The sequence below is a fragment of the Thioalkalivibrio sp. ALE30 genome (assembly GCF_000377465.1).
GTDB lineage: Bacteria > Pseudomonadota > Gammaproteobacteria > Ectothiorhodospirales > Ectothiorhodospiraceae > Thioalkalivibrio.
In genome coordinates, this window is record NZ_KB898169.1 from 280,686 (window position 1) to 303,205 (window position 22,520).

Annotated in this window: 23 protein-coding genes; 3 read left to right on the forward strand and 20 right to left on the reverse strand. The window is 68.1% G+C overall.

Translation table 11 applies throughout. From position 1 onward, the window contains the following. A complete protein-coding gene (locus D107_RS0104430; protein ID WP_018865921.1) occupies positions 1-429 on the reverse strand; it encodes an OsmC family protein in 429 nt (142 codons plus the stop codon). A gap of 233 nt (positions 430-662) precedes the next feature. On the opposite strand from D107_RS0104430, the gene crp reads away from it, so the two are divergent. After that, complete coding sequence (crp, locus tag D107_RS0104435) at positions 663-1,310, forward strand: cAMP-activated global transcriptional regulator CRP (RefSeq protein WP_018865922.1); 648 nt, start codon at positions 663-665, stop codon at positions 1,308-1,310. A gap of 94 nt (positions 1,311-1,404) precedes the next feature. On the opposite strand, the gene trpC is transcribed toward crp, so the two are convergent. The 13 genes from trpC to purE form a co-directional block, all read right to left on the reverse strand. Then, the gene (gene trpC, locus D107_RS0104440; RefSeq protein ID WP_018880868.1) at positions 1,405-2,220 is read right to left on the reverse strand and encodes an indole-3-glycerol phosphate synthase TrpC; all 816 of its coding nucleotides are present in this window, start codon (positions 2,218-2,220) and stop codon (positions 1,405-1,407) included. Then, on the reverse strand, positions 2,217-3,251 hold the full coding sequence (trpD, locus tag D107_RS0104445) for an anthranilate phosphoribosyltransferase (RefSeq protein ID WP_018865924.1): 1,035 nt from the start codon (positions 3,249-3,251) through the stop codon (positions 2,217-2,219). The genes trpC and trpD overlap by 4 nt, the downstream gene beginning before the upstream one ends. A gap of 28 nt (positions 3,252-3,279) precedes the next feature. Continuing rightward, on the reverse strand, positions 3,280-4,458 hold the full coding sequence (locus D107_RS0104450) for a multidrug effflux MFS transporter (protein ID WP_018875973.1): 1,179 nt from the start codon (positions 4,456-4,458) through the stop codon (positions 3,280-3,282). A 32-nt stretch (positions 4,459-4,490) separates the two neighbouring features. Next, positions 4,491-5,084: an aminodeoxychorismate/anthranilate synthase component II gene (locus tag D107_RS0104455; protein ID WP_018875972.1), complete on the reverse strand. Its 594-nt coding sequence runs from the start codon at positions 5,082-5,084 to the stop codon at positions 4,491-4,493. 142 nt (positions 5,085-5,226) lie between these two features. Next, a complete protein-coding gene (locus D107_RS0104460; RefSeq protein WP_018880869.1) occupies positions 5,227-6,027 on the reverse strand; it encodes a triacylglycerol lipase in 801 nt (266 codons plus the stop codon). An 11-nt stretch (positions 6,028-6,038) separates the two neighbouring features. Further along, positions 6,039-7,526: an anthranilate synthase component I gene (gene trpE, locus D107_RS0104465; protein ID WP_018865928.1), complete on the reverse strand. Its 1,488-nt coding sequence runs from the start codon at positions 7,524-7,526 to the stop codon at positions 6,039-6,041. A gap of 102 nt (positions 7,527-7,628) precedes the next feature. Beyond that, positions 7,629-8,312 (reverse strand): phosphoglycolate phosphatase, encoded by a 684-nt coding sequence (locus tag D107_RS0104470; RefSeq protein ID WP_018865929.1) that lies wholly within the window; start codon positions 8,310-8,312, stop codon positions 7,629-7,631. A 23-nt stretch (positions 8,313-8,335) separates the two neighbouring features. After that, positions 8,336-9,025, reverse strand: a complete 690-nt coding sequence (rpe, locus tag D107_RS0104475) for a ribulose-phosphate 3-epimerase (protein WP_018865930.1) — start codon at positions 9,023-9,025, stop codon at positions 8,336-8,338. Positions 9,026-9,215: 190 nt separating this feature from the next. Next, positions 9,216-9,539: a c-type cytochrome gene (locus D107_RS0104480; protein ID WP_026279172.1), complete on the reverse strand. Its 324-nt coding sequence runs from the start codon at positions 9,537-9,539 to the stop codon at positions 9,216-9,218. A gap of 143 nt (positions 9,540-9,682) precedes the next feature. Beyond that, positions 9,683-10,348, reverse strand: a complete 666-nt coding sequence (locus D107_RS0104485; protein ID WP_018865932.1) for an energy-coupling factor ABC transporter permease — start codon at positions 10,346-10,348, stop codon at positions 9,683-9,685. A 2-nt stretch (positions 10,349-10,350) separates the two neighbouring features. Next, positions 10,351-10,968 carry a class I SAM-dependent methyltransferase gene (locus D107_RS0104490; RefSeq protein ID WP_018865933.1) on the reverse strand — a complete coding sequence of 206 codons (618 nt, stop codon included), beginning with the start codon at positions 10,966-10,968 and terminating at the stop codon, positions 10,351-10,353. Then, complete coding sequence (locus D107_RS0104495) at positions 10,965-12,134, reverse strand: 5-(carboxyamino)imidazole ribonucleotide synthase (protein ID WP_018880870.1); 1,170 nt, start codon at positions 12,132-12,134, stop codon at positions 10,965-10,967. The genes D107_RS0104490 and D107_RS0104495 overlap by 4 nt, the downstream gene beginning before the upstream one ends. Beyond that, positions 12,131-12,646: a 5-(carboxyamino)imidazole ribonucleotide mutase gene (purE, locus tag D107_RS0104500; RefSeq protein ID WP_026280743.1), complete on the reverse strand. Its 516-nt coding sequence runs from the start codon at positions 12,644-12,646 to the stop codon at positions 12,131-12,133. Before purE ends, D107_RS0104495 begins: the two co-directional genes overlap by 4 nt. A 251-nt stretch (positions 12,647-12,897) precedes the next feature. Between purE and D107_RS0104505 the strand changes: the two genes are divergently transcribed. After that, complete coding sequence (locus D107_RS0104505) at positions 12,898-13,794, forward strand: phosphoribosylaminoimidazolesuccinocarboxamide synthase (protein ID WP_018877228.1); 897 nt, start codon at positions 12,898-12,900, stop codon at positions 13,792-13,794. Then, on the forward strand, positions 13,791-14,495 hold the full coding sequence (bioD, locus tag D107_RS0104510; protein ID WP_018865937.1) for a dethiobiotin synthase: 705 nt from the start codon (positions 13,791-13,793) through the stop codon (positions 14,493-14,495). The genes D107_RS0104505 and bioD overlap by 4 nt, the downstream gene beginning before the upstream one ends. Here bioD and D107_RS0104515 read toward each other — a convergent pair. The 6 genes from D107_RS0104515 to tkt all read right to left on the reverse strand — a co-directional run bounded on the left by D107_RS0104515 (position 14,435) and on the right by tkt (position 22,285). Then, positions 14,435-15,211, reverse strand: coding sequence for a lipid-binding SYLF domain-containing protein (locus D107_RS0104515; RefSeq protein WP_018865938.1), 777 nt, complete (start codon positions 15,209-15,211; stop codon positions 14,435-14,437). The genes bioD and D107_RS0104515 overlap by 61 nt on opposite strands. Positions 15,212-15,315: 104 nt before the next feature. After that, on the reverse strand, positions 15,316-16,380 hold the full coding sequence (gene fba, locus D107_RS0104520; protein ID WP_018865939.1) for a class II fructose-bisphosphate aldolase: 1,065 nt from the start codon (positions 16,378-16,380) through the stop codon (positions 15,316-15,318). A 78-nt stretch (positions 16,381-16,458) separates the two neighbouring features. Beyond that, complete coding sequence (gene pyk / locus D107_RS0104525) at positions 16,459-17,889, reverse strand: pyruvate kinase (protein ID WP_018865940.1); 1,431 nt, start codon at positions 17,887-17,889, stop codon at positions 16,459-16,461. A 38-nt stretch (positions 17,890-17,927) separates the two neighbouring features. Then, positions 17,928-19,106, reverse strand: a complete 1,179-nt coding sequence (locus D107_RS0104530; protein WP_018865941.1) for a phosphoglycerate kinase — start codon at positions 19,104-19,106, stop codon at positions 17,928-17,930. Between the two features lie 138 nt (positions 19,107-19,244). Then, a complete protein-coding gene (gene gap / locus D107_RS0104535) occupies positions 19,245-20,243 on the reverse strand; it encodes a type I glyceraldehyde-3-phosphate dehydrogenase (RefSeq protein WP_018865942.1) in 999 nt (332 codons plus the stop codon). 41 nt (positions 20,244-20,284) lie between these two features. Then, a complete protein-coding gene (gene tkt / locus D107_RS0104540) occupies positions 20,285-22,285 on the reverse strand; it encodes a transketolase (protein ID WP_018875963.1) in 2,001 nt (666 codons plus the stop codon). Positions 22,286-22,520: the final 235 nt, after the last annotated feature.

Here is a 22,520-nt window from a genome sequence, read left to right on the forward strand (position 1 = left end):
TCAGCGCGGGGCCGGCCCCTCGACGATCTCGAAGTCGTGGGTCACCTTCGCCGAGGCCCCCAGCATCAGCGAAGCCGAGCAGTACTTCTCGGCCGAGAGCCCGACCGCGCGCCCCACCTGCTTCTCCGACAGGTCATGGCCGTACACCCGGAAATGCACGTGGATATCGGTAAAGACCTTGGGCACGGTCTCCGCCCGGGTGCCTGCGACCGTCACCTCGCAGTCCAGCACCTGCTGGCGCGCCTTCTTCAGCATCGCAATCACGTCAAAGCTGGTACAACCGCCCATCCCCAGCAGCAGCATCTCCATCGGCCGCGCGCCCAGGTTGCGGCCGCCCGCGTCCGGCGCGCCGTCCATCACCACCGCATGACCGCTGTCGGTCTCGCCGACAAAGGCCACCTGGTCCAGCCATTTCACTTTCACCTGCATCGCGCTCGTCCTTTAAAGAGGTGCCAATCAATGAACCAGTGCTCCCTTCCTGCTGTTGGATGAAGGGATCCATGCCTATACTTCAGAGGGACTCTACTCAGGGCGGACCTGCTGCACAAAATCAGTGGCCTGTCGGCGGATTTTGTGAACGGTTCCAGCCACCCCGGCGTGCGGGGGCCAGATGCTGCATTACACTGGCGCACATCCACAGGAAGCTGCTATCGGACGTGACCATGGAAGCCTTGAACAACCCGTTCGTCTACCGCCCGGCCCAGCCGTCGCCCGCGCTGGAGCGTTTTCTCGGCTACTGCCACCGCCGCCAGTACCGCAAGCGCACCACCATCATCCATTCGGGCACGGTTCCCGACACGCTGTACTACGTCGTCAGCGGCTCGGTCTCGGTACTGGGCGAGAACAACGGGCACGAGCTGGTGCTGGCCTATCTGAACAAGGGCGAGTTCTTCGGTGAGCTGGGCATGTTCGAGGACGACCCGCGCAGCGCGACCGTCACCACCCGCGAGGACACCGAGACCGCGGAGATCCCCTACACCCAGTTCCGCGAGATCGTCCAGCGCGACCCCGAGATCCTGATGCTGCTGACCAGCCAGATCGCCACCCGCCTGCGCCAGACCTCGCGCAAGGTGATGGACCTCGCGTTCGTCGACGTCACCGGCCGTATCGCCCACACCCTGCTGGATCTCGCCCGCCAGCCCGACGCGATGACCCACCCGGACGGCATGCAGCTGCGCATCACCCGCCAGGAGATCGCGCGCATCGTCGGCTGCTCGCGCGAGATGGCCGGTCGCGTGCTGAAGGATCTGGAAGAGCGCGGCCTGATCACCGCGCACGGCAAGACCATCGTGGTGTTCGGCACGCGCTGACGCCCGTGCCGCCGCGCCGGGCCCTGCGGCCGGAAAGGGCGTAGTACCTGGCCACCGCCTCCAGCCTGAAGGCACGACGCCCCGCTGGAGGCGGTTACGATTCGCCGCGGAACAACTGCCCCAGGGCCTTGCCCGGATCCTCGGTCCGCATAAAGGCCTCGCCCACCAGGAAGGCATGGATCCCGGCAGCCTGCATGCGCGCGACGTCCTCGCGGGTGTGGATGCCGCTCTCGGTTACCAGCAGCGCGCCCTCCGGCGCCTGATCCTTCAGCTCCAGCGTGGTTTCCAGTCGGGTCTCGAAGCTGTGCAGGTCGCGGTTGTTGATGCCGATCAGGTCGGCGCCGATCTTCCTCGCCCGTTCCAGCTCCTCGGCATCATGCACCTCCACCAGGGCATCCATGCCCAGCTCGCGGGTCAGGAAGTACAGCTCGTGCAGGGCCGTATCGTCCAGCGCCGCGGCGATCAGCAGCACGCAGTCCGCCCCCAGCACCCGCGCCTCGTAGACCTGATAGAGGTCGATCACGAAGTCCTTGCGCAGGATCGGAAGCTTGCAGGCCACGCGCGCATCGCGCAGGTCGCCATCGCGCCCCTTGAAGAAGTCCACGTCGGTCAGCACCGACAGGCAGGTGGCCCCGTGTTCCTCGTAGCTGCGGGCGAAGGCCTCCGGGTTGAAGTTGGGGCTGATCTGGCCCTGACTCGGGCTGGCCTTCTTGATCTCCGCGATCACCGCGGCGCGGCCGGCGTCGATGTCGCGCTGCAACGCCGCGCGGAACCCCCGCGGCGCAGGCGCCGAGCCCATCCAGCCGCGCAGCTCGCGCAGCGGCCAGAACGCCTCGCGTTCCTTCAGCTCCTCGCGCTTGCGCTCCAGGATGCGCTGCAGGATATCGGGTACTGCGTTGGCTTCGGTCATTGTGCTTCCTTGTTTGCCAGTCGTGCGCTGGTCGCCTGCAGGCGCTCCAGCCGTTCGCGGGCCGCGCCGGAGTCGATGGCCCGGGCGGCGGCCTCGACGCCCGCGGCCAGCGTGTCCGCGCCACCGCCGGCGTAGATCGCCGCCCCGGCGTTCAGCAGCACGATGTCACGCGCCGCGCCCACCTGACCGTCCAGCACGCCGCGCAGCATGTCGGCCGAGGCCTCCACGCTGTCGACGCGCACGGCATCCAGTGCGGTGGTCGCCAGCCCGAAGTCCTCCGGACGGATGGTGTATTCCCGGATCTCGCCGTCCCTGAGCTCGGCCACCCGGGTGGGCGACGCGATGCTGATCTCGTCCAGGCCGTCCTCGGCATGCACCACCAGCACATGCTCGCTGCCCAGGCCCTTCAGGGCCTCGGCCAGCGGCCGCACCCAGGCATCCGAGAACACGCCGAGCACCTGGTTCGGCGCCCCGGCCGGGTTGGTCAGAGGCCCCAGCACATTGAACAGCGTGCGCACGCCGAGCTCCTTGCGCGGCCCGATCGCGTGTTTCATCGCGCCATGATGGGCCGGGGCAAACAGGAAGCCGACGCCGACCTCCTCGATGCAGGACCCGACCGCCTCCGGCGACAGCCCGAGATGGATCCCCAGGTGCTCCAGAACATCGGCGGAGCCGGATTTCGACGACACCGAACGGTTGCCGTGCTTGGCCACCCGCACGCCACCGGCCGCCGCGACCAGCGCCGAGGCGGTGGAGATATTGAAGGTACCGGAGGCGTCGCCGCCGGTGCCGCAGGTATCCACCAGCCCGGTTCGCGGCACGTCCACCCGAGTGGCCAGCGAGCGCATCACGCCGGCCGCCGCGCGGATCTCCTCGATCGTCTCGCCCTTCATGCGCAGGGCCACCAGGAACCCCCCGATCTGGGCATCGGTGGCCTCGCCGGTCATCACCGCCTGCATCACCGCGGTCATGGTTGCCGCGTCCAGGTCCTGGCGCTCGATGAGAGCCGCTATCGCTTGTTGCACCGTCACGGGTTGCTCCTGCGGAAAATCGAAGCCGCTAGTTTAACGTCCGCGCCGGGGCGCGACGACCGCGCGCCTCCGGCCCGCTCCACCACAGCAGCGCCGCGGCGGCCCAGATTACCAGCGACCCGCCGATCAGCCACGGCAGGTGGTCGTCCAGTCGGTCCACCAGGAACAGCGCCAGCAGGGCACTGAACCCCAGTTGCAGGAAGGCCTGCATGGCCGAGGCCATGCCACGGGCGCCCGGATAGCAGTCCAGCGCCAGCAGGTTCAGCGACGGAACGGCCGTGGCCAGGGAAAAGCTGTACAGCGCGAACGGGAGCGTCACCGCGACCACCGAACCCTCGGTGAGGATCCCCAGCGCCACCAGCGCCAGCGAGATCCCGGCCAGCCCCACGCCGATACTGATCGCCAGCGGCGGACTCAGCAGACTGGCGGTGCGCCCGGCCACAAAACCGCCCACCACCAGGCCGCCCACCAGCGGCAGAAACAGCCACCAGAAGTCCTGTTCCTGTCCGCCCAGGTGGACATAGATCACCGTTGGCGAGGCGGCGACGAACAGGAACATCGCCCCGAACAGCCCGGCATGTACCAGGGCCGGGCGCAGAAACGGCGGGTTGCGCAGGGTCCCGAGATACCCCCGCAGGATCAGGGCCGGCTTGCCCGAGGCGCGGCCGACCGGTGGCAGGGTCTCCGGCAGCCAGGCCCGGATCGCCAATAACAGGATCACGCCGTACAGGGTCAGGAACAGGAATACCGAGCGCCAGCCGAACCCCGCCTGCAGATAGCCGCCGACAATCGGGGCGGCCGCCGGGCCAATCGCGAACATCATGGTGATCAGCGCCAGGACACGGCGCGCATCGGTGGCCTCGAAGCGATCGCGCACCACTGCACGCCCGACCACAATCCCGGCCGCCGCGGACAGCCCCTGGGCCACCCGCAACCCGATCACCTGCCAGTACTCCACCGCCAGCACCAGCAGCAGCGAGCTGAGCACGTAGCCGGCGAGCGCCCACAGAACCACCGGGCGCCGGCCAAAGGTATCCGACAGCGGGCCAGCCACCAGGGTGGCCAGCGCAAAGGCGACCAGGTAGGCCGACAGGGTCGCCTGCATCGCGCCGGAGTCGACCCGCAGGGCCTCCGCCATCGCCGGGAACGAGGGCAGATAGGTGTCCAGCGAGAACGGCGCCAGCATCGACAGCGGCGCCACCAGCAACGCGAAGCGCCACCGGGTGCGTCGAGTCTGGGTCACGCCGGCTGGGGCAGGCGACGGAGGAAGTTGTCGAGCAGTTCGTGGCCCTGGCGGGTCAGGATGGATTCCGGGTGGAACTGCACGCCCTCGACGTCCAGTTCGCGGTGGCGCAGGCCCATGATCTCGTCGCGCGCACCGTCCTCGCGCTGGGTCCAGGCGGTGACCTCCAGGCACTCCGGCAGCGAGGACGACTCGACCACCAGCGAGTGGTAGCGCGTGGCCTCCAGTGGATTCTCGAGCCCGGCGAACACCCCCACCCCGGTGTGATACACCGGCGAGGTCTTGCCGTGCATGATCTCGCGGGCGCGCACCACGCGCCCGCCGAAGACCTGCCCGATCGCCTGGTGCCCGAGACAGACTCCGAGGATCGGGATCGCGCCGGCGAAGCGCCGGATCACCTCCAGCGATACCCCGGCCTCGTTCGGCGTGCAGGGTCCCGGCGAGATCACGATCCCCACGGGGGCGAGTTCCGCGATCCCGTCCGGGGTGATGCAGTCGTTGCGGTGGACCACCACCTCGGCCCCCAGCTCGCCCAGATACTGGACCAGGTTGAAGGTGAACGAATCGTAGTTGTCGAGCATCAGGATCATGTCGAACGTCCCTGCAGAACGGAGGAAACAGGACCGCCACGCGAATCGATGTTCACGCGCGTGGAGCGGACAGGACCCAGCATAACCCGGCCCCGGGTCCGCCGGCCCGCAACCGCATGGGCGCTGGCGAAACCGGGCACCCTCATCGCGGCAACAGCAGCGCCGCCAGCAGGGTGCCGTCGGCGGCCTCCAGCCGGTGCCCGCCGGGGCTCGGCAGGGTATGCGCCCGGCCGCGCAGGGCCGGGAGACGATTCATGTCCTGACTGGCCGCATCCACCCACGGGTCGGCCAGGCGCACCACCGACACGTAGCGGATGGGCGGGTGTTCCCGCGTATTCAGCCACTCGAGGTGGGCCGCATCCGGCGAGGTGCCCTCCGGCCCCCAGAGACCCTCGCGCCGGTGCATACCCTCGAGCCCGATAAACGGGGCATACAACCCCAGAGCCGAATCGGCCAGCGCATCCGTCACCGAACGCGCCAGGGCGGACCAGCCGCCCCCCGCATGCGGAGCGGAAAACGTCACCAGAGTGGAGATTGCCGGGTGCGGCTGGCGCACCAGCAGCTCGCGCGCCACAACACCGCCACTGGAATACCCGACCAGCACCAGTTCCTGCCCCGGATGGCGCCGCGCCAGGGCCTCGACGACCTGACCCAGCGCCCGCGCGCGCTCGGGCGGCACTCCGCCCGCCGGCAGGTCCACGGTGTAGAACTGGCGCGGGGCCGGGTCGGGAGCACGATCGAACCAGGGGGACTCCGGCCGAGCCCGGGCCCGGCCGCCATCGGCATACCCGGCGGCGTTCAGGGCCGCGGTGACGCCGGCATGGCGAAAGCCGTCGCCGCGATCCCAGCCACCGGGCACCAGCACCACGATCTGCGCCGCCGCCAGCCCCGGTAGCAGCCATACCAGCAGCGCCAGCAACAGGATGCGAAGGCGGCCGCGCATAGTTGGTCCTCTCAGTCGCGGTGGCGCCGGGGCCCCAGGCCACCCAGGGCGGTCTCGGCCGCGCGCACCACCGCACGTCCCTTGTTCAGGGTCTCCTGCCACTCGCTCTCGGGTACCGAGTCGTGCACCACGCCGGCCCCGGCCTGGATATGCAGCTCGCCGTCGTGCAGCACGGCCGTGCGGATGGCGATCGCGGTGTCCATGTTGCCGGACCAGGAGAGGTAGCCGACCGCGCCGGAGTACGGGCCGCGCTTGACCGGTTCCAGCTCGTCGATGATCTCCAGTGCCCGGATCTTCGGCGCACCGGAGACCGTCCCGGCGGGGAAGGTCGCGCGCAGCACATCCATCGGCGAGTGCCCCGGGGCCAGTCGGCCCTCCACGTTGGAGACGATGTGCATCACGTGCGAATAGCGCTCGATGCTCATGGTGTCGGTCACCTCCACCGAGCCGATCTCGCAGACCCGGCCGACGTCGTTGCGCCCGAGGTCGATCAGCATCAGGTGCTCGGCGCGCTCCTTCGGGTCCGCCAGCAGTTCGGCCTCCAGCGCGCGGTCTTCCTCCTCGGTGCGCCCGCGCGGGCGGGTCCCGGCGATCGGGCGCACGGTCACGCGGTCGTCCTCCAGGCGCACCAGGATCTCCGGCGAGGCCCCGACCACGTGGTGGTCGTCCAGGTCCAGGTAGTACATGTACGGCGAGGGGTTCAGCGCGCGCAGGGCGCGGTACAGGTCCAGCGGCGGCGCGGAGAATGGCACGCTCATGCGCTGCGCCAGCACCACCTGCATCACGTCGCCGTCCATGATGTATTCCTGCGCCCGCGCGACCGCGGTCTGGAAGCCCTCGGCCGACCAGCCCGGCACGTACTCCGGCACCGCATGCGGATGCGGCGGATCCTCCGGGGGCACCAGGGGCTCGCCCAGACGGGTCTCCAGCTCATCCAAACGCGTGGCCGCCACGGCCTGGCCATCGGCCTGGGTCGCATCGGCGTGCACCACCAGGTACAGCCGGCCGGAGAGGTTGTCGTAGACCACGACCTCCTCCGAGACCATCAGCAGGATGTCCGGCAGCCCCAGGGCATCGGGCTTTTCCGGGCCTTCCAGGCGCGGCTCGATCAGGCGCACGGTCTCGAACCCGAAATAGCCGACCAGACCACCGGTGAAGCGCGGCAGGCCCGGCAGTTCGGCCACCTTGAAGCGCGCCTGGTAGGCCTCGACCCAGGCCAGCGGGTCGGTCTCCGTGGTCTGTTCGACCACCTCGCCATCGGTCTCCACCGTGATGTCATGGCCGTGCACCCGCACGCGGGTGCGTGCCGGCAGCCCGATAAAGGAATACCGACCCCAGCGCTCCCCGCCCTGCACCGACTCGAACAGGTAGGAGTACGGCCGGTTGGCCAGCTTCAGGAAGATGGACAGCGGGGTTTCGAGATCCGCCAGGACCTCGCGCACCAGCGGGATGCGGTTATAGCCCTCGCGGGCCAGCTGATCGAACTGTTCGGGGGTCATCACAACGGTTCCTGACAAGGGGGACGGACGGCGCGGCGGATCATTCGCCGTCTCGCCATCGCTCCGTTGTCCGGTCCGTTGCAATCATGGGTCCGTGTTTCCCTAGGCCGCCCGAGCGGGCAGCAGTCCGGGCAGCTCGTCCAGCCGGTCGAGAACCGCGTCCGGGTTCTCGTCGCGGATGTCGTCGCCGTGATTGTAGCCGTAGGTCATGCAGACGATCTGGAAGCCGGCCGCGCGTGCCGCCTTCACGTCGCTCTTCGAGTCCCCGACCATCAGCGCCTCGGAGGGGTCTACACCCAACTCCTTCGCCGCATGCAGCAGCGGCGCCGGGTCCGGTTTCTTCTGCGGCAGGGCGTCGCCGGCGACCACGATCTCGAAGTCGTCGAGGATGCCCTTCTCGCGCAGCAGCGGCACCGTGAAGCGCTCGGCCTTGTTGGTCACGCAGCCCAGGCGGAAGCCCGCGGCCTTCAGCTGGTCCAGCCCCTCGCGCACGCCCGGGTACAGTGGCGAGCGCCCGGCGGTGTTCTCCTGGTAGATGCGCATGAAGACGGGCAATGCCCGCTCGAAGGCCTCCGGGTCCGGCTCGCCCTCGAGGTCGTTCACCAACGCCCGCTTGACCAACCGTTCCACCCCGTTGCCGACCCAGTTGCGCACGGCCGGCTCGCCGCGTTCGGGCAGCCCCAGCTCGCGCATCATCGCGTCCACGCTGTAGGCCAGGTCCGGCACGCTGTCGATCAGCGTGCCGTCCAGGTCGATCAGGATCATGCGGGGGCGTTTCAGGGACATCCCGGTCTCCAGTGGCCGTCGATTCAGGCCTTGGCCAGCTCGTCGCGCATCTGCTGGATGATGCTGTCGTAGCGGTTCGGATCGGAGTCGCTGCCGGCTCCGAAGATCGCGGACCCGGCGACGAAGGTGTCGGCCCCGGCGGCCTTGATCTCGCGGATGTTGTCGGCCTTCACGCCGCCGTCGATCTCGAGGCGGATGTCACGCCCGGAGTCGTCGATCATCTTGCGCGCGGCGCGCAGCTTGTCGAGGGTGTTCGGGATGAACTTCTGGCCACCAAAGCCCGGGTTCACCGACATCAGCAGGATCATGTCGACCTTGTCCATCACGTATTCGAGATAGGACAGCGGCGTGGCCGGGTTGAACACCAGTCCGGCCTTGCAGCCCTCGGAGTGGATCAGCTGCAGGGTGCGGTCGATGTGGTCGGACGCCTCCGGGTGGAAGGTGATGTAGCTGGCACCGGCCTGGGCGAAGTCCGGGATGATGCGATCCACCGGCTTGACCATCAGGTGCACGTCAATCGGCGCGGTCACGCCGTGCTTGCGCAGGGCATCGCAGACCAGCGGGCCAATGGTCAGGTTCGGCACGTAGTGGTTGTCCATCACGTCGAAGTGGACGGTATCGGCACCGGCGGCCAGGACGTTGTCGACTTCCTCGCCCAGACGGGCGAAATCGGCGGACAGGATGGACGGGGCGATGAAATCGGGTTGTGCCATGGAAAGCCTCGCAGGGATCTCTGGGATAGCGGGGCCGACCATCGGCCACGCTCTCGGAACCGCGAAACTTTACCGGATGCCGCCATGCCAGGCAAAAGGCGACGCATGTGACGCGCCCTCCAACGCAAACGGGCCGGGGGAAACCCCCCGGCCCGTCGCGGTCTCGCCTGCCAGCGGCAGTGCGCCCGGATCAGTTGAACTCGGCCGCCATGTAGCTGGACAGATTGGCGATGTCGTCATCGCTCAACCCCTGGGCCTGAGGACGCATCAGGGCCGTGTGGTCACCCACCTCCTCGCCGGCGCGATAGCGCTCCAGCTTGTCGGTCAGGTAGTCGGCGTCCTTGCCGGCCAGCGCCGGGAAGATCGCCTGGCCCTGACCCTGCGCGCCGTGGCAGCTGGCGCAGGTGTTCTGGTACTTGGACTGACCGGCCTGGATGTCGGCGGCCTGCGCCATGGTGGACAGCATCAGGACACTGCCGGCGATACCGGCCAGCACGAACAGCTTGGTTTTCATTGTTGTGGTCTCCTCGTTCACGATCCTGGACAGGGTCATCGCCCTGTCTTGAAGCGAACGGTAGCAGGGTGTTCCTGAATGCTGCATTAACACAGAATCAAACAGGGGCATCCCTGCAGCGCGGCACCAGGCCATTCTCGGCCTCAGCGGCCGTGGATGTAGCGCTCGTCCGACCAGGTCGCCAGCCACTCGGGGCGCACCATCACCAGCCCGGTAATCACGATCCCGTTGACCACCGCCTCGGGCAGCACCAGCAATGCCAGGTAGCGCAGGTAATCGCGATAGATGTCGGCCCAGGCCAGCTCGGTGAACAGGCCGTAGATCGCCGCTGAGGCCAGCACGGTCGCCACCACCGAAAGCGCGCCGCCGAGGAAGCCCACGGCATACAGGTAGATGAACATGTGCGCGGGCAGGTAGTTCTGGGACAGCCGCAGCAACCCCCAGGTGACCGCGACCGGCAGGATGCCGGCCAGCAGGACCGTCAGCGGGAAGGCCGCCAGCGGCAGGGCGCCGAACAGGCCCAGGGTCGCCACCACCAGAAACACCATCAGAATCGCCAGCTGCCAGCCGAACATCAGGGTCACGGTGGTCATGCCAAGGAAGTGCAGGGCGAGGCCATCGAGCGTCTGCGCCCGCAGGCTCCAGATCAGCAGCAGGCACAGCGTGGCGATCACGAACAGCTGCGCGCGACCGGGCACGAAGAAGGCCTCCCAGGGCATGCGCCGGAGCATCACCAGCATGCCGAGGCCCAGCAGCACGGCGGACAGCACGCGGAGCGCGACCGGGAGTTCGCCCGCCCCCTCGACCATGGTCAGTCGGGCTCGCGCACGGCGGCCGCGACAGTGTACTCGCGGCCCTGCTTGACCTTGTCGTAGTTGCCGAACACGTCCTTGAACCCCTTCTCGATGAACCGCCGCAGTCCGGTAATGGTTACGACATAGATGCGTCCGCCGGGGTTCATCTGCTCGTGGGCGTCCAGCAGATAGGTCTGCAGCATCTCGCGCCCGACCTTGGCCGGCAGATTGGAGGTCACCAGATCGAACCGCCGATCGCGGATGCGCGAGAAGCCGTTGCTGGTCAGACACTCCACATTGGCGATGCCGTTGAGCTCGGCGTTGCGCTGGCTGTACTCCACCGCCAGATAGTTGGTATCGACCAGGGTCGTCAGCCCCTGCGGGGCCTTGCGCGCGAGCGTCAGGCCGATCGGGCCGTAGCCGCAGCCAAGGTCCAGGCAGGCGTCCGCCGGATGCACCTCGATGCGTTCCAGCAGCATGCGGGTGCCGTCGTCGATTCGCCGCGGGGAGAACAGCCCCCAGGTGGTGCGAAACCGCAGATGCTCGCCCGCCAGGGTGTCCTCGAACTCAAGGTCGCGCTTGAGCTCCGCCTGTCGGGCGCGCCGCGCCTGGGTGTTGGGGAATGCCTCGGTCATGCGGCGCCCTCCCCGCCGGCACTGGCCAGGCCCTGCCACAGGGTCTCGGCAGTGGAGGCCACCGCGGTGGCATCATCCTCGCCCGGCAGGCCGAGTACGTTCACATGCCCCATCTTGCGCCCCGGGCGCGCCTCAGCCTTGCCGTACAGGTGGAGTCGCGCCCGGCCGGCCGCCAGCACGCCCCGCCAGTCGGGCGTGCCGCCCGCGGGCCACAGGTCACCCAGCAGATTCACCATCGCCACCGGCGCGGTCAGCAGGGCCGGCGCCAGCCCCAGGGCGCAGACCGCGCGCACCTGCTGCTCGAACTGGCTGACGGTGCAGGCATCCAGGCTGTAATGCCCGGAATTGTGGGGACGCGGCGCGATCTCGTTGACTAGCAGTTCGCCGTCCGCCGTGAGGAAGAACTCGACCGCCAGCACCCCCTGATAATCGAGCCGCTCGGCGACGTGCCGGGCGATAGCCGTGGCGCGCTCGCGCACCTCGTCCCCGGCCCGTGCCGGGACACGCGTCAGGTGCAGGATGCCGTCGCGATGGGTGTTCTCCGCGATCGGAAAGGCCTCGGTGGCGCCATCGGCGGTACGCGCAACCAGCACCGACAGCTCGCGCTCCAGCTCCACCCGGGACTCCAGCACGCAGTCCACCTGGCCCAGCTCGGCATGCGCTGCCGGCAGTTCGCCGGCCGCGGCCAGCCGCACCTGCCCCTTGCCGTCATAACCCAGGCGCGCGGTCTTCAGGATCGCCGGGAAACCCGGGGCCCCGGCATCGGTTTGCACCTCGGGCGTCAGGCCCGCCGGCACCGCCTGCCACGGTGCCACCGCCACGCCGATCTCGCCGAGAAAGGCCTTCTCCTCGAGGCGGTCCTGGGCAACCGTCAGGGCGCGTGGCCCGGGGCGCAGACAGGCGTGGGCATCCAGCCACTCCACCGCGGCGCGCGGGATGTTCTCGAACTCGGTGGTAATCACCTCGCAGGCCCCGGCCAGCGCCTGCAGGGCATCGGGGTCGTCAAAGGCCTGGCACAAGTGGCGCGCTGCCACCCGCCCGGCCGGGCTGGCCGGGTCCGGGTCGAGCACCCAGACGGCATAACCCATGCCCTGTGCGGCCTCCACGAAATAGCGGCCGAGCTGCCCCCCACCGAGCAGCCCGAGAGTCGCAGGTGGCTGGATCATGACGGGTCCGGCGGCAGGGTCTGCCCGAGCACGGCCTGGCTCTGGGACTGGCGGAAGGCATCCAGACGCTCGCGCAGTTCGGGATCGGTATTGGCCAGCATCGCGGCGGCAAAGAGCGCCGCGTTGGCGGCCCCCGCCTCGCCGATCGCGAAGGTCGCCACCGGGATCCCGCGCGGCATCTGGACGATGGAGAGCAGCGAGTCCTGGCCCTTCAGGTGACGCGAGGCCACCGGTACGCCCAGCACCGGTACCGGGGTCTTGGAGGCGAGCATCCCCGGCAGGTGCGCGGCCCCGCCCGCCCCGGCGATGATCGCCTGCAGCCCTCGCCCGCGCGCCTGTTCGGCGTACTCGAACAGCAGATCCGGCGTGCGATGGGCGGAGACCACCCGGGCCTCGAACGGAATACCGAGTAGATCTAGCACATCCACCGCCCGCTCCATCGTGCCCCAGTCGGAGGTGCTCCCCATTACCACGCCCACGCGCGGCGCCCTATTGCCAGCCGTCTCAGTCATGGCCCGAACGATAGCGACCCCGGCCCCACCCGACAAGCCACACCCCCTCCGAAGCCCCGACTCACGTTCGAAAAGCATTCAACAGGAAGATGGGAAGACTGGAAGAAATGATGGGTCGAGGACGCTACTTCGAACCCTGTTTTCGATCCGAAATAAAACCTTCCGTTCTTCCAGTCTTCCTGTCGATCGCCCTTGACCGGGCTCTTCCCGGCGCCGTGGTGTACAGGGGCCGCGCCCGGTAGAATCGCCGCATGACCGATACCCTGCTCGAAAGCCATATCCCCGACCTGGAACTCGTCCATCGCGGCAAGGTGCGCGACCTTTACGCGGTGGATGCCGACCACTGGCTGATGGTCACCACCGATCGCCTGTCCGCGTTCGACGTGATCCTGCCGACCGGCGTGCCCGGCAAGGGCCGGGTGCTGACCGAGATCACCCGGTTCTGGATGGACAAGATCCAGCGCGAGCTGGGCATCCCCAACCAGCTGACCGATATCCCGCTGGAGCAGGTCATCCCGGACCCGGCGATTCGTGCCCCACTGGAAGGACGCAGCCTGGTGATCCGCCGGCTGGAGGCCCTGCCGGTGGAGGCCGTGGTGCGCGGGTACCTGATCGGCTCCGGCTGGAAGGACTACCAGGCGAGCGGCGCGGTCTGCGGCATTCCGCTGCCGGACGGGCTGGAACTCGCCTCGCAGCTCCCGGAGGCGATCTTCACGCCCAGCACCAAGGCGGACGTCGGTGACCACGACGCCAATATCGACTTCGATGCGGTAGTCGCCACCATCGGCGCGGAGCGGGCCCGCCAGGTCCGCGATGCGGCGCTGGCGATCTACGCGATGGCACGCGACTACGCGGCCGGGCGCGGGATCATTATCGCCGACACCAAGTTCGAGTTCGGCGTCGACGCCAACGGCACGCTGCACCTGATCGACGAAGTGCTGACCCCGGACTCCTCGCGCTTCTGGCCGGCCGACCAGTACGCGCCGGGGCGCAGCCCCGAGTCCTTCGACAAGCAGTACGTGCGCGACTACCTCGAGACCCTGGACTGGGACAAGCAGCCGCCGGGCCCCGAACTGCCCGCGGCGGTGGTGGAACAGACCGCCGCGCGCTACCGCGAGGCCCTGGAGCGCCTGACCCGCGCCGCATGAGCGAGACCCTGCAGGGCCTGTTCGTCACCGGCACCGATACCGGCGTCGGCAAGACCTTCGTCGGCTGCGCGCTGCTGGAGTGCTGGCGGCAGCAGGGCCTGGCGCCGCAACCGCGCAAACCGGTGGAGTCGGGCTGCCCGCCGGGCCCCGACGGCCTGCTGCCCGAGGACGGGCTGAACCTGACCCGCGCGGCCGGCCTGCCGGACACCGCGATCGCGCAGGTCACCCCCTGGCGCTTCCCCGATGCCATCGCCCCCGACCAGGCGGCCGCGAACCAGGGCGTGCACCTGACGCTCGCGGAACTGGCGGCGGCCTGCGCCGGCGAAGGCACGGGGCCACGGCTGGTGGAGGGCGCGGGGGGCTTCTACTCGCCGCTTTGTGCCGACGGCCTGAACGCGGACCTCGCCGAGCACCTCGGGTTGCCGGTGCTGCTGGTCGCGGAGGACCGGCTGGGCACGCTGAATACCTGCCTGCTGACCCTGGAGGCGCTCGAACGGCGCGGCCTGAGTCTGGCCGGGATTGTGCTCAACCGCCGCCGAGCGGACTGCGACCCGCGGCTCGACAACGCCACGGCCCTGCGCGCCCGGACCCGCGCCCCGGTCATCACGTCACCGGAAGGCATCACCCGCGCGGCGCTGGTTCAGAAGCTCTCGACCTCGAAGTTGTCCGGGCGCACCCCGCCGGAGGACTCGCGCTCCTGACCACGGGCTTCGGAGTCGGCCGGGGCCGGCTCCTCGTCGGCGGCATCGGCACGGAAACCGGCCAGCGTCTCGCGCAGGGCGCGGGTCCCTTCGCGGTCGACCCGGCGGGTCTCGATGATATGCACCGGGCGCTGCGATTCGCCGTAGTAGGCCTCGTTGAAGTCGTCACGCACGGTCATACGCGAACCGGAGAGACTCATCCCCAGGTAGGCGCCGCGTGCGCGGGAATAGGAAAGGAAGTCGGCCGTGGGGGTGGCGCTGCGGCCGGCCCCTACCGGGCCCGCGGCGACCGACGCATCGGCCCCGAGCCGGATCGCGGAGCCGAACATGGAGTCGACCGCATCCTGGGTGCGCGCGACCATCACCACCTCGGCGGCATCGCCGCCGAACTGCATGCCGAAGCTGACCGAGCCGAGCGAGTAGAAGGCCACCGGGGAATAGTCGCCGCGCTCGTCGTCCCACGCGAGGAACACCCCGATTCCGCCAGACCCCCCGATCAGGAAGGCACCGCGTGCCACGCGCGGGAAAATAACCACGCCGCGCGCGTCGCGCAGGTCCTCCTTCAGGGACTCGTACTCGGGATGGGTGGCCATGTTCTCCACCGTCGCCTGGGCGCGGTCGATGATGTCCTGCGGATCGATCTCGCGGCTGAACGGGTTGGCCTGAGCCGCTCCGGCGAACGCCACGAACAGCAGAAGAGCAAGAATCTGGGGCATCCTTCGGTGCATCGAGGAATCCTCCATAACGGTGTTCCGATGGCGGCATCATGGCACAAAAAAAGGGGGCCGAAGCCCCCTTTTTCGTGCTGCAATCCGCAGGATCAGTTGACCTTGGGATCCAGCTCGCCGGACAGGTAGCGCTTGACCATGTCGTCCAGGGAGATCGGCTTGATCTTGGACGCCATGCCGGCGCAACCGAAGGCCTCGTAACGGGCCTGGCAGATGTCCTTCATGGCCGCGGTGGAGGCCTTCAGGAATTTGCGCGGGTCGAATTCCTTCGGATTCTCGGCCAGGAACTTGCGCACCGCACCGGTGGAGGCCATACGCAGGTCGGTGTCGATGTTGACCTTGCGCACGCCGTGCTTGATGCCTTCCTGGATCTCTTCAACCGGCACGCCATAGGTCTCGCCCATGTCGCCGCCGTACTTGTTGATGATGTCCAGCCACTCCTGCGGAACGGAGGAGGACCCGTGCATGACCAGATGGGTATCCGGGATGCGCTTGTGGATCTCCTTGATGCGCTCGATGGCGAGGATGTCACCGGTCGGCGGACGGGTGAACTTGTAGGCGCCATGGGAGGTACCGATGGCGATCGCCAGGGCGTCGCACTTGGTGTTCTTCACGAAGTCGGCCGCCTCGTCCGGGTCGGTCAGCAGCTGGTCGTGGGACAGGGTGCCCTCGGCCCCGGAGCCGTCTTCCTCGCCGGCCTGACCGGTTTCCAGAGAGCCCAGGCAACCCAGCTCGCCTTCCACGGAGACACCGCAGGAGTGCGCCATCTCGGAGACCTTGGCGGTTACGTCACGGTTGTACTCGTAGGTGGCCGGGGTCTTCATGTCGGGCATCAGGGAGCCGTCCATCATCACCGAGCTGAAACCGGACTGGATGGAACGCAGGCAGACCGCCGGCTCGGAGCCGTGGTCCTGGTGCAGCACGACCGGGATGTCCGGGTACTGCTCGATCGCGGCGATGATGTTGTGACGCAGGAAGGGCTCGCCGGCGTACTTGCGGGCTCCGGCGGAGGCCTGAATGATCACCGGGGAGTCGACCGCAGCGGCCGCTTCCATGATCGAGTGGACCTGTTCCATGTTGTTGGCGTTATACGCCGGCATGCCATAGCCATGCTCGGCGGCATGGTCCAGAAGCTGGCGAAGTGAGATCAGTGCCATGGATTCCTCCTTACGGGATTCGGACTGAGGTAGTAGATAAACCGATTCTTGACTGCTCGACCACGGGCGGTGCGCGGGTCAGGCCAGTTCGCCGACGCGCACGATCTTCATGGCGTTGGTACCGCCATGCTCGCCCTGCAGGTCGCCCTTCGTAATGATAACCAGCCCGCCATCCTGCACGACGCCCTCGGCCTTGAGCAAGTTCACCGCTTCACGGTTCACACTTTCGTGGCTCTCGGGGATCGGGTTCAGGGTCACCGGGTAGACGCCGCGATATAGCGTCATGCGGCGGCTGGTGGACTCGTGCTGGGTGAGCGCGTAGATCGGGATGCCCGAACTGATGCGCGACATCCACAGTGCGGTGGAGCCGGACTCGGTCAGCGCGGCGATCGCGGCGACATCCAGATGGTTCGCCGTGTACATGGTGGCCATCGCGATGGCCTCGTCGACCCGGCCGAAGGTCGAATCCATGCGGTGGTCGGACTGACGCGCGGCGCGCTGACGCTCCGCGGCCTCGCAGATCCGGTCCATGCTGGTGACCACGCGCGCCGGGTAGCGCCCGGTGGCGGTCTCGCCGGAGAGCATCACCGCGTCGGTGCCGTCGAGCACCGCATTCGCCACGTCGAACACCTCGGCGCGGGTCGGGATCGGGTTCTGGATCATGGTCTCCATCATCTGGGTCGCGGTGATGACCAGACGATTGAGGGTCCGTGCCCGGGTGATCAGGGTCTTCTGCACGCCCGGCAGCTCGGCGTCACCAATCTCCACACCCAGATCGCCGCGCGCGATCATGATCACCTCGGAGGCGGCGATGATCTCGTCGATCACCTCCAGGGCCTCGGAGCGCTCGATCTTGGCGCAGATCCCGGCCTCCCAGCCGGCATCCTTCAGCAGGCTGCGCGCCAGGTGCAGGTCCTGCGCGGAACGCGGGAAGGACACGGCGAGGTAGTCCACCTGCAGCTCGGCAGCCAGGCGGATGTCCTCGCGGTCCTTGTCCGTGATCGCCGGAGCGGAGAGTCCGCCGCCCTGGCGATTGATACCCTTGTTGTTGGACAGCTCCCCGCCGACCTGCACCGTGGTCTCGATCCGGCTGCCCTTCACTGCCTTGACCTTCAGCACGATGCGGCCGTCGTCCAGCAGCAGGATATCCTCCGGCACCACATCGGCCGGCAGGTCCTTGTAGGTCAGCCCCACCTGGGTGGCATCCCCGGCATCCCGATGCAGCTCGGCATCCAGCGCGAAGGGCGCGCCCTCTTCCAGATGCACCTTGCCCTGCTGGAACCGGTCGATCCGGATCTTCGGCCCCTGCAGGTCACCGAGGACCCCGACACAGCGTCCGGCGCGCTCGGAGGCCGCGCGCAACCGAGCCAGGCGCTGACGATGGTCGTCCGGGTCGCCATGCGAAAAGTTCAGCCGGACCACATCCACACCCGCCCGGATGATGGCCTCCATGGCATCGTCGCTGTCCGTGGCCGGCCCGAGGGTGGCCACGATCTTGGTACGTCTCATCCGCGTCGATCTCCGTCAGCGGTGGACGCGCCCGGGCGTCAGCCCTTGGCGCGTTCTTCCAGGATGGCGACGGCCGGCAGGGTCTTGCCTTCCAGGAACTCGAGGAAGGCGCCACCGCCAGTGGAGATATAGCTGATGCGATCGGCCAGGTTGTACTTGTCGATCGCGGCCAGGGTGTCGCCCCCACCGGCGATGGAGAACGCGTTGCTCTCGGCGATGGCCTCGCCCAGGGCCTTGGTGCCACCGGCGAACTGGTCGAACTCGAACACACCCACCGGGCCGTTCCAGACGATGGTGCCGGCGTTGCGCAGGGCCTCGGCGTAGGTCGCCGCGGTCTCGGGGCCGACGTCGAAGATCATGTCGTCATCGGCCACCGCGTCGACCGACTTGGTCTCGGCCGGGGTCGATTCGGAGAATTCCTTGCCCACGGTCACGTCGGTGGGGACCGGGATCTCGCCACCCTTCGCCCGGGCCGCCTCCATCAGGCGCTTGGACTCGTCCACCAGGTCGGCTTCAAACAGCGACTTGCCCACGCTGTGGCCCTGGGCGGCGATGAAGGTGTTGGCGATCCCGCCGCCGACGATCAGCTGATCCACCACGTTGGACAGCGACTCCAGCACGGTCAGCTTGGTCGAGACCTTGGAGCCGCCGACGATGGCCACCAGCGGGCGCTTCGGGGTCTCCAGGGCATGGCCGAGGGCCTCCAGCTCCTTGGCCAGCAGCGGGCCGGCACAGGCCTGCGGGGCGAACTTCGCCACGCCGTGGGTCGAGGCCTGGGCGCGGTGGGCGGTGCCGAAGGCGTCCATCACGAACACGTCGCACAGGGCCGCGTACTTCTTCGCCAGGGCCTCGTCGTCCTTTTTCTCGCCGGCGTTGAAACGCACGTTCTCAAGCAGGATCACCTCGCCCGGCTGGGCGTCCACACCGTCGAGGTAATCGCGCACCAGACGCACCTCTCGGCCCAGCAGACCGGCCATGTGCTCGGCGACCGGGGCCAGGGAATCCTCCTCGGAGAACTCACCCTCGGTGGGGCGGCCCAGGTGCGACATCAGCATCACGGCGGCGCCGCCGTCCAGCGCCTTCTGCACGGTCTCGAGGCTCGCACGGATGCGGGCGTCGGAGGTGACCTTGCCGTCCTTCACCGGGACGTTCAGATCCTGACGCACCAGTACGCGGCGACCCTGCAGGTCGAGATCGGTCATCTTGATGACAGACATGGGAGTACCTCTCGAAATACGGTTGAAAAGAAAGAAAAGGAAAAAGGCTTCGGGCTAGTCCCCGAAGGGACTGGCCCCAGGCCTCTGGACCCGGGAAGAGAAACGGCCGGACCCCGGAGAGGGCCCGGCCATCCGCCATTACTTGGCGACGTGCTCCACCATGCGCAGCATGTTGCAGGTGTAGCCGTACTCGTTGTCGTACCAGGCGACGACCTTCACGAAGGTCGGGTCCAGCTGGATGCCGGCGCCGGCATCGAATACGGACGGGGCGGTGTAGCCACGGAAGTCCGTGGAGACCACCAGCTCGTCGGTGTATCCCAGCACGCCCTTCAGCTCGCCTTCGGCCGCCTTCTTCATGGCCGCGCAGACGTCGTCGTACTTGGCGTCGCCGTTCAGTTCCACGGTCAGGTCGACCACGGAGACGTCGGAGGTCGGCACACGGAAGGCCATGCCGGTCAGCTTGCCGTTCAGTTCCGGCAGCACCTTGCCCACAGCCTTGGCCGCACCGGTGGAGGACGGAATGATGTTCTCCAGGATGCCGCGGCCGCCGCGCCAGTCCTTCATGGACGGGCCGTCGACGGTCTTCTGGGTCGCGGTGGCGGCGTGCACGGTGGTCATCAGGCCACGCTTGATGCCCCAGGTGTCGTTCAGCACCTTGGCCACCGGGGCCAGGGCGTTGGTGGTGCAGGAGGCGGCAGAGACCATGTTCTGGCCCGCGTAGTCACCGTGGTTCACGCCGTAGACGAACATCGGAGTGTCGTCCTTGGACGGCGCGGACATCACCACCTTCTTGGCGCCGGCGTCCAGGTGCTTCTGGGCGGTCTCGGCGGTCAGGAACAGGCCGGTGGACTCGATCACGATGTCGGCGTTGATGTCGCCCCACTTCAGCGCGGCCGGATCCTTCTCGGCGGTCAGGCGAATGCGGTTGCCGTTCACCACCAGGTGGTCGCCGTCGACGCTGATGTCGCCGTCGAAGCGGCCGTGCACGGAGTCGTAGCGCAGCATGTAGGCCAGGTATTCCGGGTCCAGCAGGTCGTTGATGCCGACCACCTGCAGGTTCGGGAAGTCCTTGGCGATGGCGCGGAAGGCCATGCGACCGATACGACCGAAGCCGTTGATACCAACCTTGATAGACATGGGAGTCTCCTCTCTATTGCTTATGCGAAATCGTTGCGGACTCAGCCGTTCAGCACGTCACGCGCGACCTGGGCGACGTTCGCCGGCTTGAAGCCGAAGTAGTCGAACAGGGCCCCCCCCGGAGCGGACTCGCCGAAGCGGTCCAGCCCGAACACCGCGCCGTCGAGGCCGGTGAACTTGTACCAGGTGGTCGTTGCGCCGGCCTCGATGGCGACCCGCGCGCGCACCGCGTTCGGCAGCACGGCCTCGCGGTAGGCCGGGTCCTGCTGTTCGAACAACTCGACGCAGGGCATGGAGACCACGCGCACCTTCTTGCCCTCGCCGGCCAGTTCGTCGGCGGCCTGGACGGCCAGCTCGACCTCGGAACCGGTGGCGATGAAGATCAGGTCGGGGGTGCCGTCGCAGTCCTTCAGCACGTAGCCGCCGCGGGCGATGTTGGCGAGCTGCTCGCCATCACGTTCCATGTGCGGCAGGCCCTGACGCGACAGGATGAACGCGGACGGGCCATCGGTGCGCTCGATCCCGGCCTTCCAGGCCACCGCGGTCTCGACCGCGTCGCAGGGACGCCACACATTGAGGTTCGGGATCAGGCGCAGGCTCGGGGTCTGCTCGACCGGCTGGTGGGTCGGGCCGTCTTCGCCGAGACCGATGGAGTCATGGGTCAGCACGTACATCACGCGCTGCTTCATCAGCGCGGACATGCGGATGCCGTTGCGGGCGTAGTCGGAGAAGATCAGGAAGGTGCCGCCGTACGGGATGAAGCCGCCGTGCAGGGCGATGCCGTTCATGATCGCGGCCATGCCGAACTCGCGCACGCCGTAGAACACGTAGTTGCCGGCGGCGTCGTCCTTGCTGACGCCCTTGGAGCCGCTGTACATGGTCAGGTTGGACCCGGCCAGGTCGGCGGAGCCGCCCAGCAGTTCCGGCAGCGCCGGGGCGTAACCGCCGATGGTGTTCTGCGAGGCCTTGCGCGAGGCAACCTTCTCGGCCTTCTCGACGGTCTCCTTGATGAAGGCACTGGCCTTCTCGCTCCAGTCGGCGGGCAGATCACCGGCGATGCGGCGTTCGAACTCGGCGGCCAGCTCCGGGTGCGCCTGCTTGTACGCAGCAAAGCGCTCCTTCCACTCGGACTCGGCCTTGGCACCCTTGTCCTTCGCGCTCCAGCCGGCGTAGATATCGTCCGGAATTTCGAACGGGCCGTGGTTCCAACCCAGCTCCTTGCGGGTCAGGGCCACTTCGTCGTCGCCGAGGGCGGCGCCGTGGCACTCTTCCTTGCCGGACTTGTTCGGCGAACCGAAGCCGATCACGGTGCGGCAGCAGATCAGGCTCGGCTTGTCGCTGTGCTTGCGGGCCTCTTCGATCGCGGCCTTGACCGCATCGGCGTCGTGGCCGTCCACGCCGCGCACCACGTGCCAGCCGTAGGCCTCGAAGCGGCCCGGGGTGTCGTCGGTGAACCAGCCCTCGACTTCGCCGTCGATGGAGATGCCGTTGTCATCCCAGAAGGCGATCAGCTTGCCCAGGCCCAGGGTGCCGGCCAGCGCGCAGGTCTCGTGGGAGATCCCTTCCATCATGCAGCCGTCGCCGAGGAAGGCGTAGGTGTTGTGGTCGACGATGTCGTGCCCGGGCTGATTGAAGTGGGCGGCCATCATCTTCTCGGCCAGCGCCATGCCCACCGCGTTGGAGATCCCCTGGCCCAGCGGCCCGGTGGTGGTCTCGACGCCGGCGGTGTAACCGTATTCGGGGTGACCCGGGGTCTTGGAGTGCAGCTGACGGAACTGCTTGATCTCGTCCATCGGCAGGTCGTAGCCGGTCAGGTGCAGCAGGGAGTAGACCAGCATGGAGCCGTGGCCGTTGGACATCACGAAGCGGTCGCGATCCGGCCAGCTCGGGTTCGCCGGGTTATGCTGCATGTAGTCGTTCCACAGCACCTCGGCGATGTCTGCCATCCCCATCGGCGCACCCGGGTGACCGGAATTGGCCTTCTGAACCGCGTCCATCGACAGGGCGCGGATGGCGTTGGCAAGCTCTCTACGGGTCGGCATGCTGATCTCCTGCTCTAAAGTAGTGTTGGGTTTGGCTGATGGCGGGCGGCGGCGCGAGGCGACAGCGGCGACCGACCCGGACGAGTCGGCCGAACGAGGGGCTCACGGTTATCGGCCGGCGCTCCGGCGCGCGGCGGCCCGAGCAGCCTGCGGGAGCAGGTACCACCCGACGGCGCAGCCAGCGCGGCGGGCAGCTCTCCCCATCAAACGCGGTGCATTTTGGCCACTTTCGCGC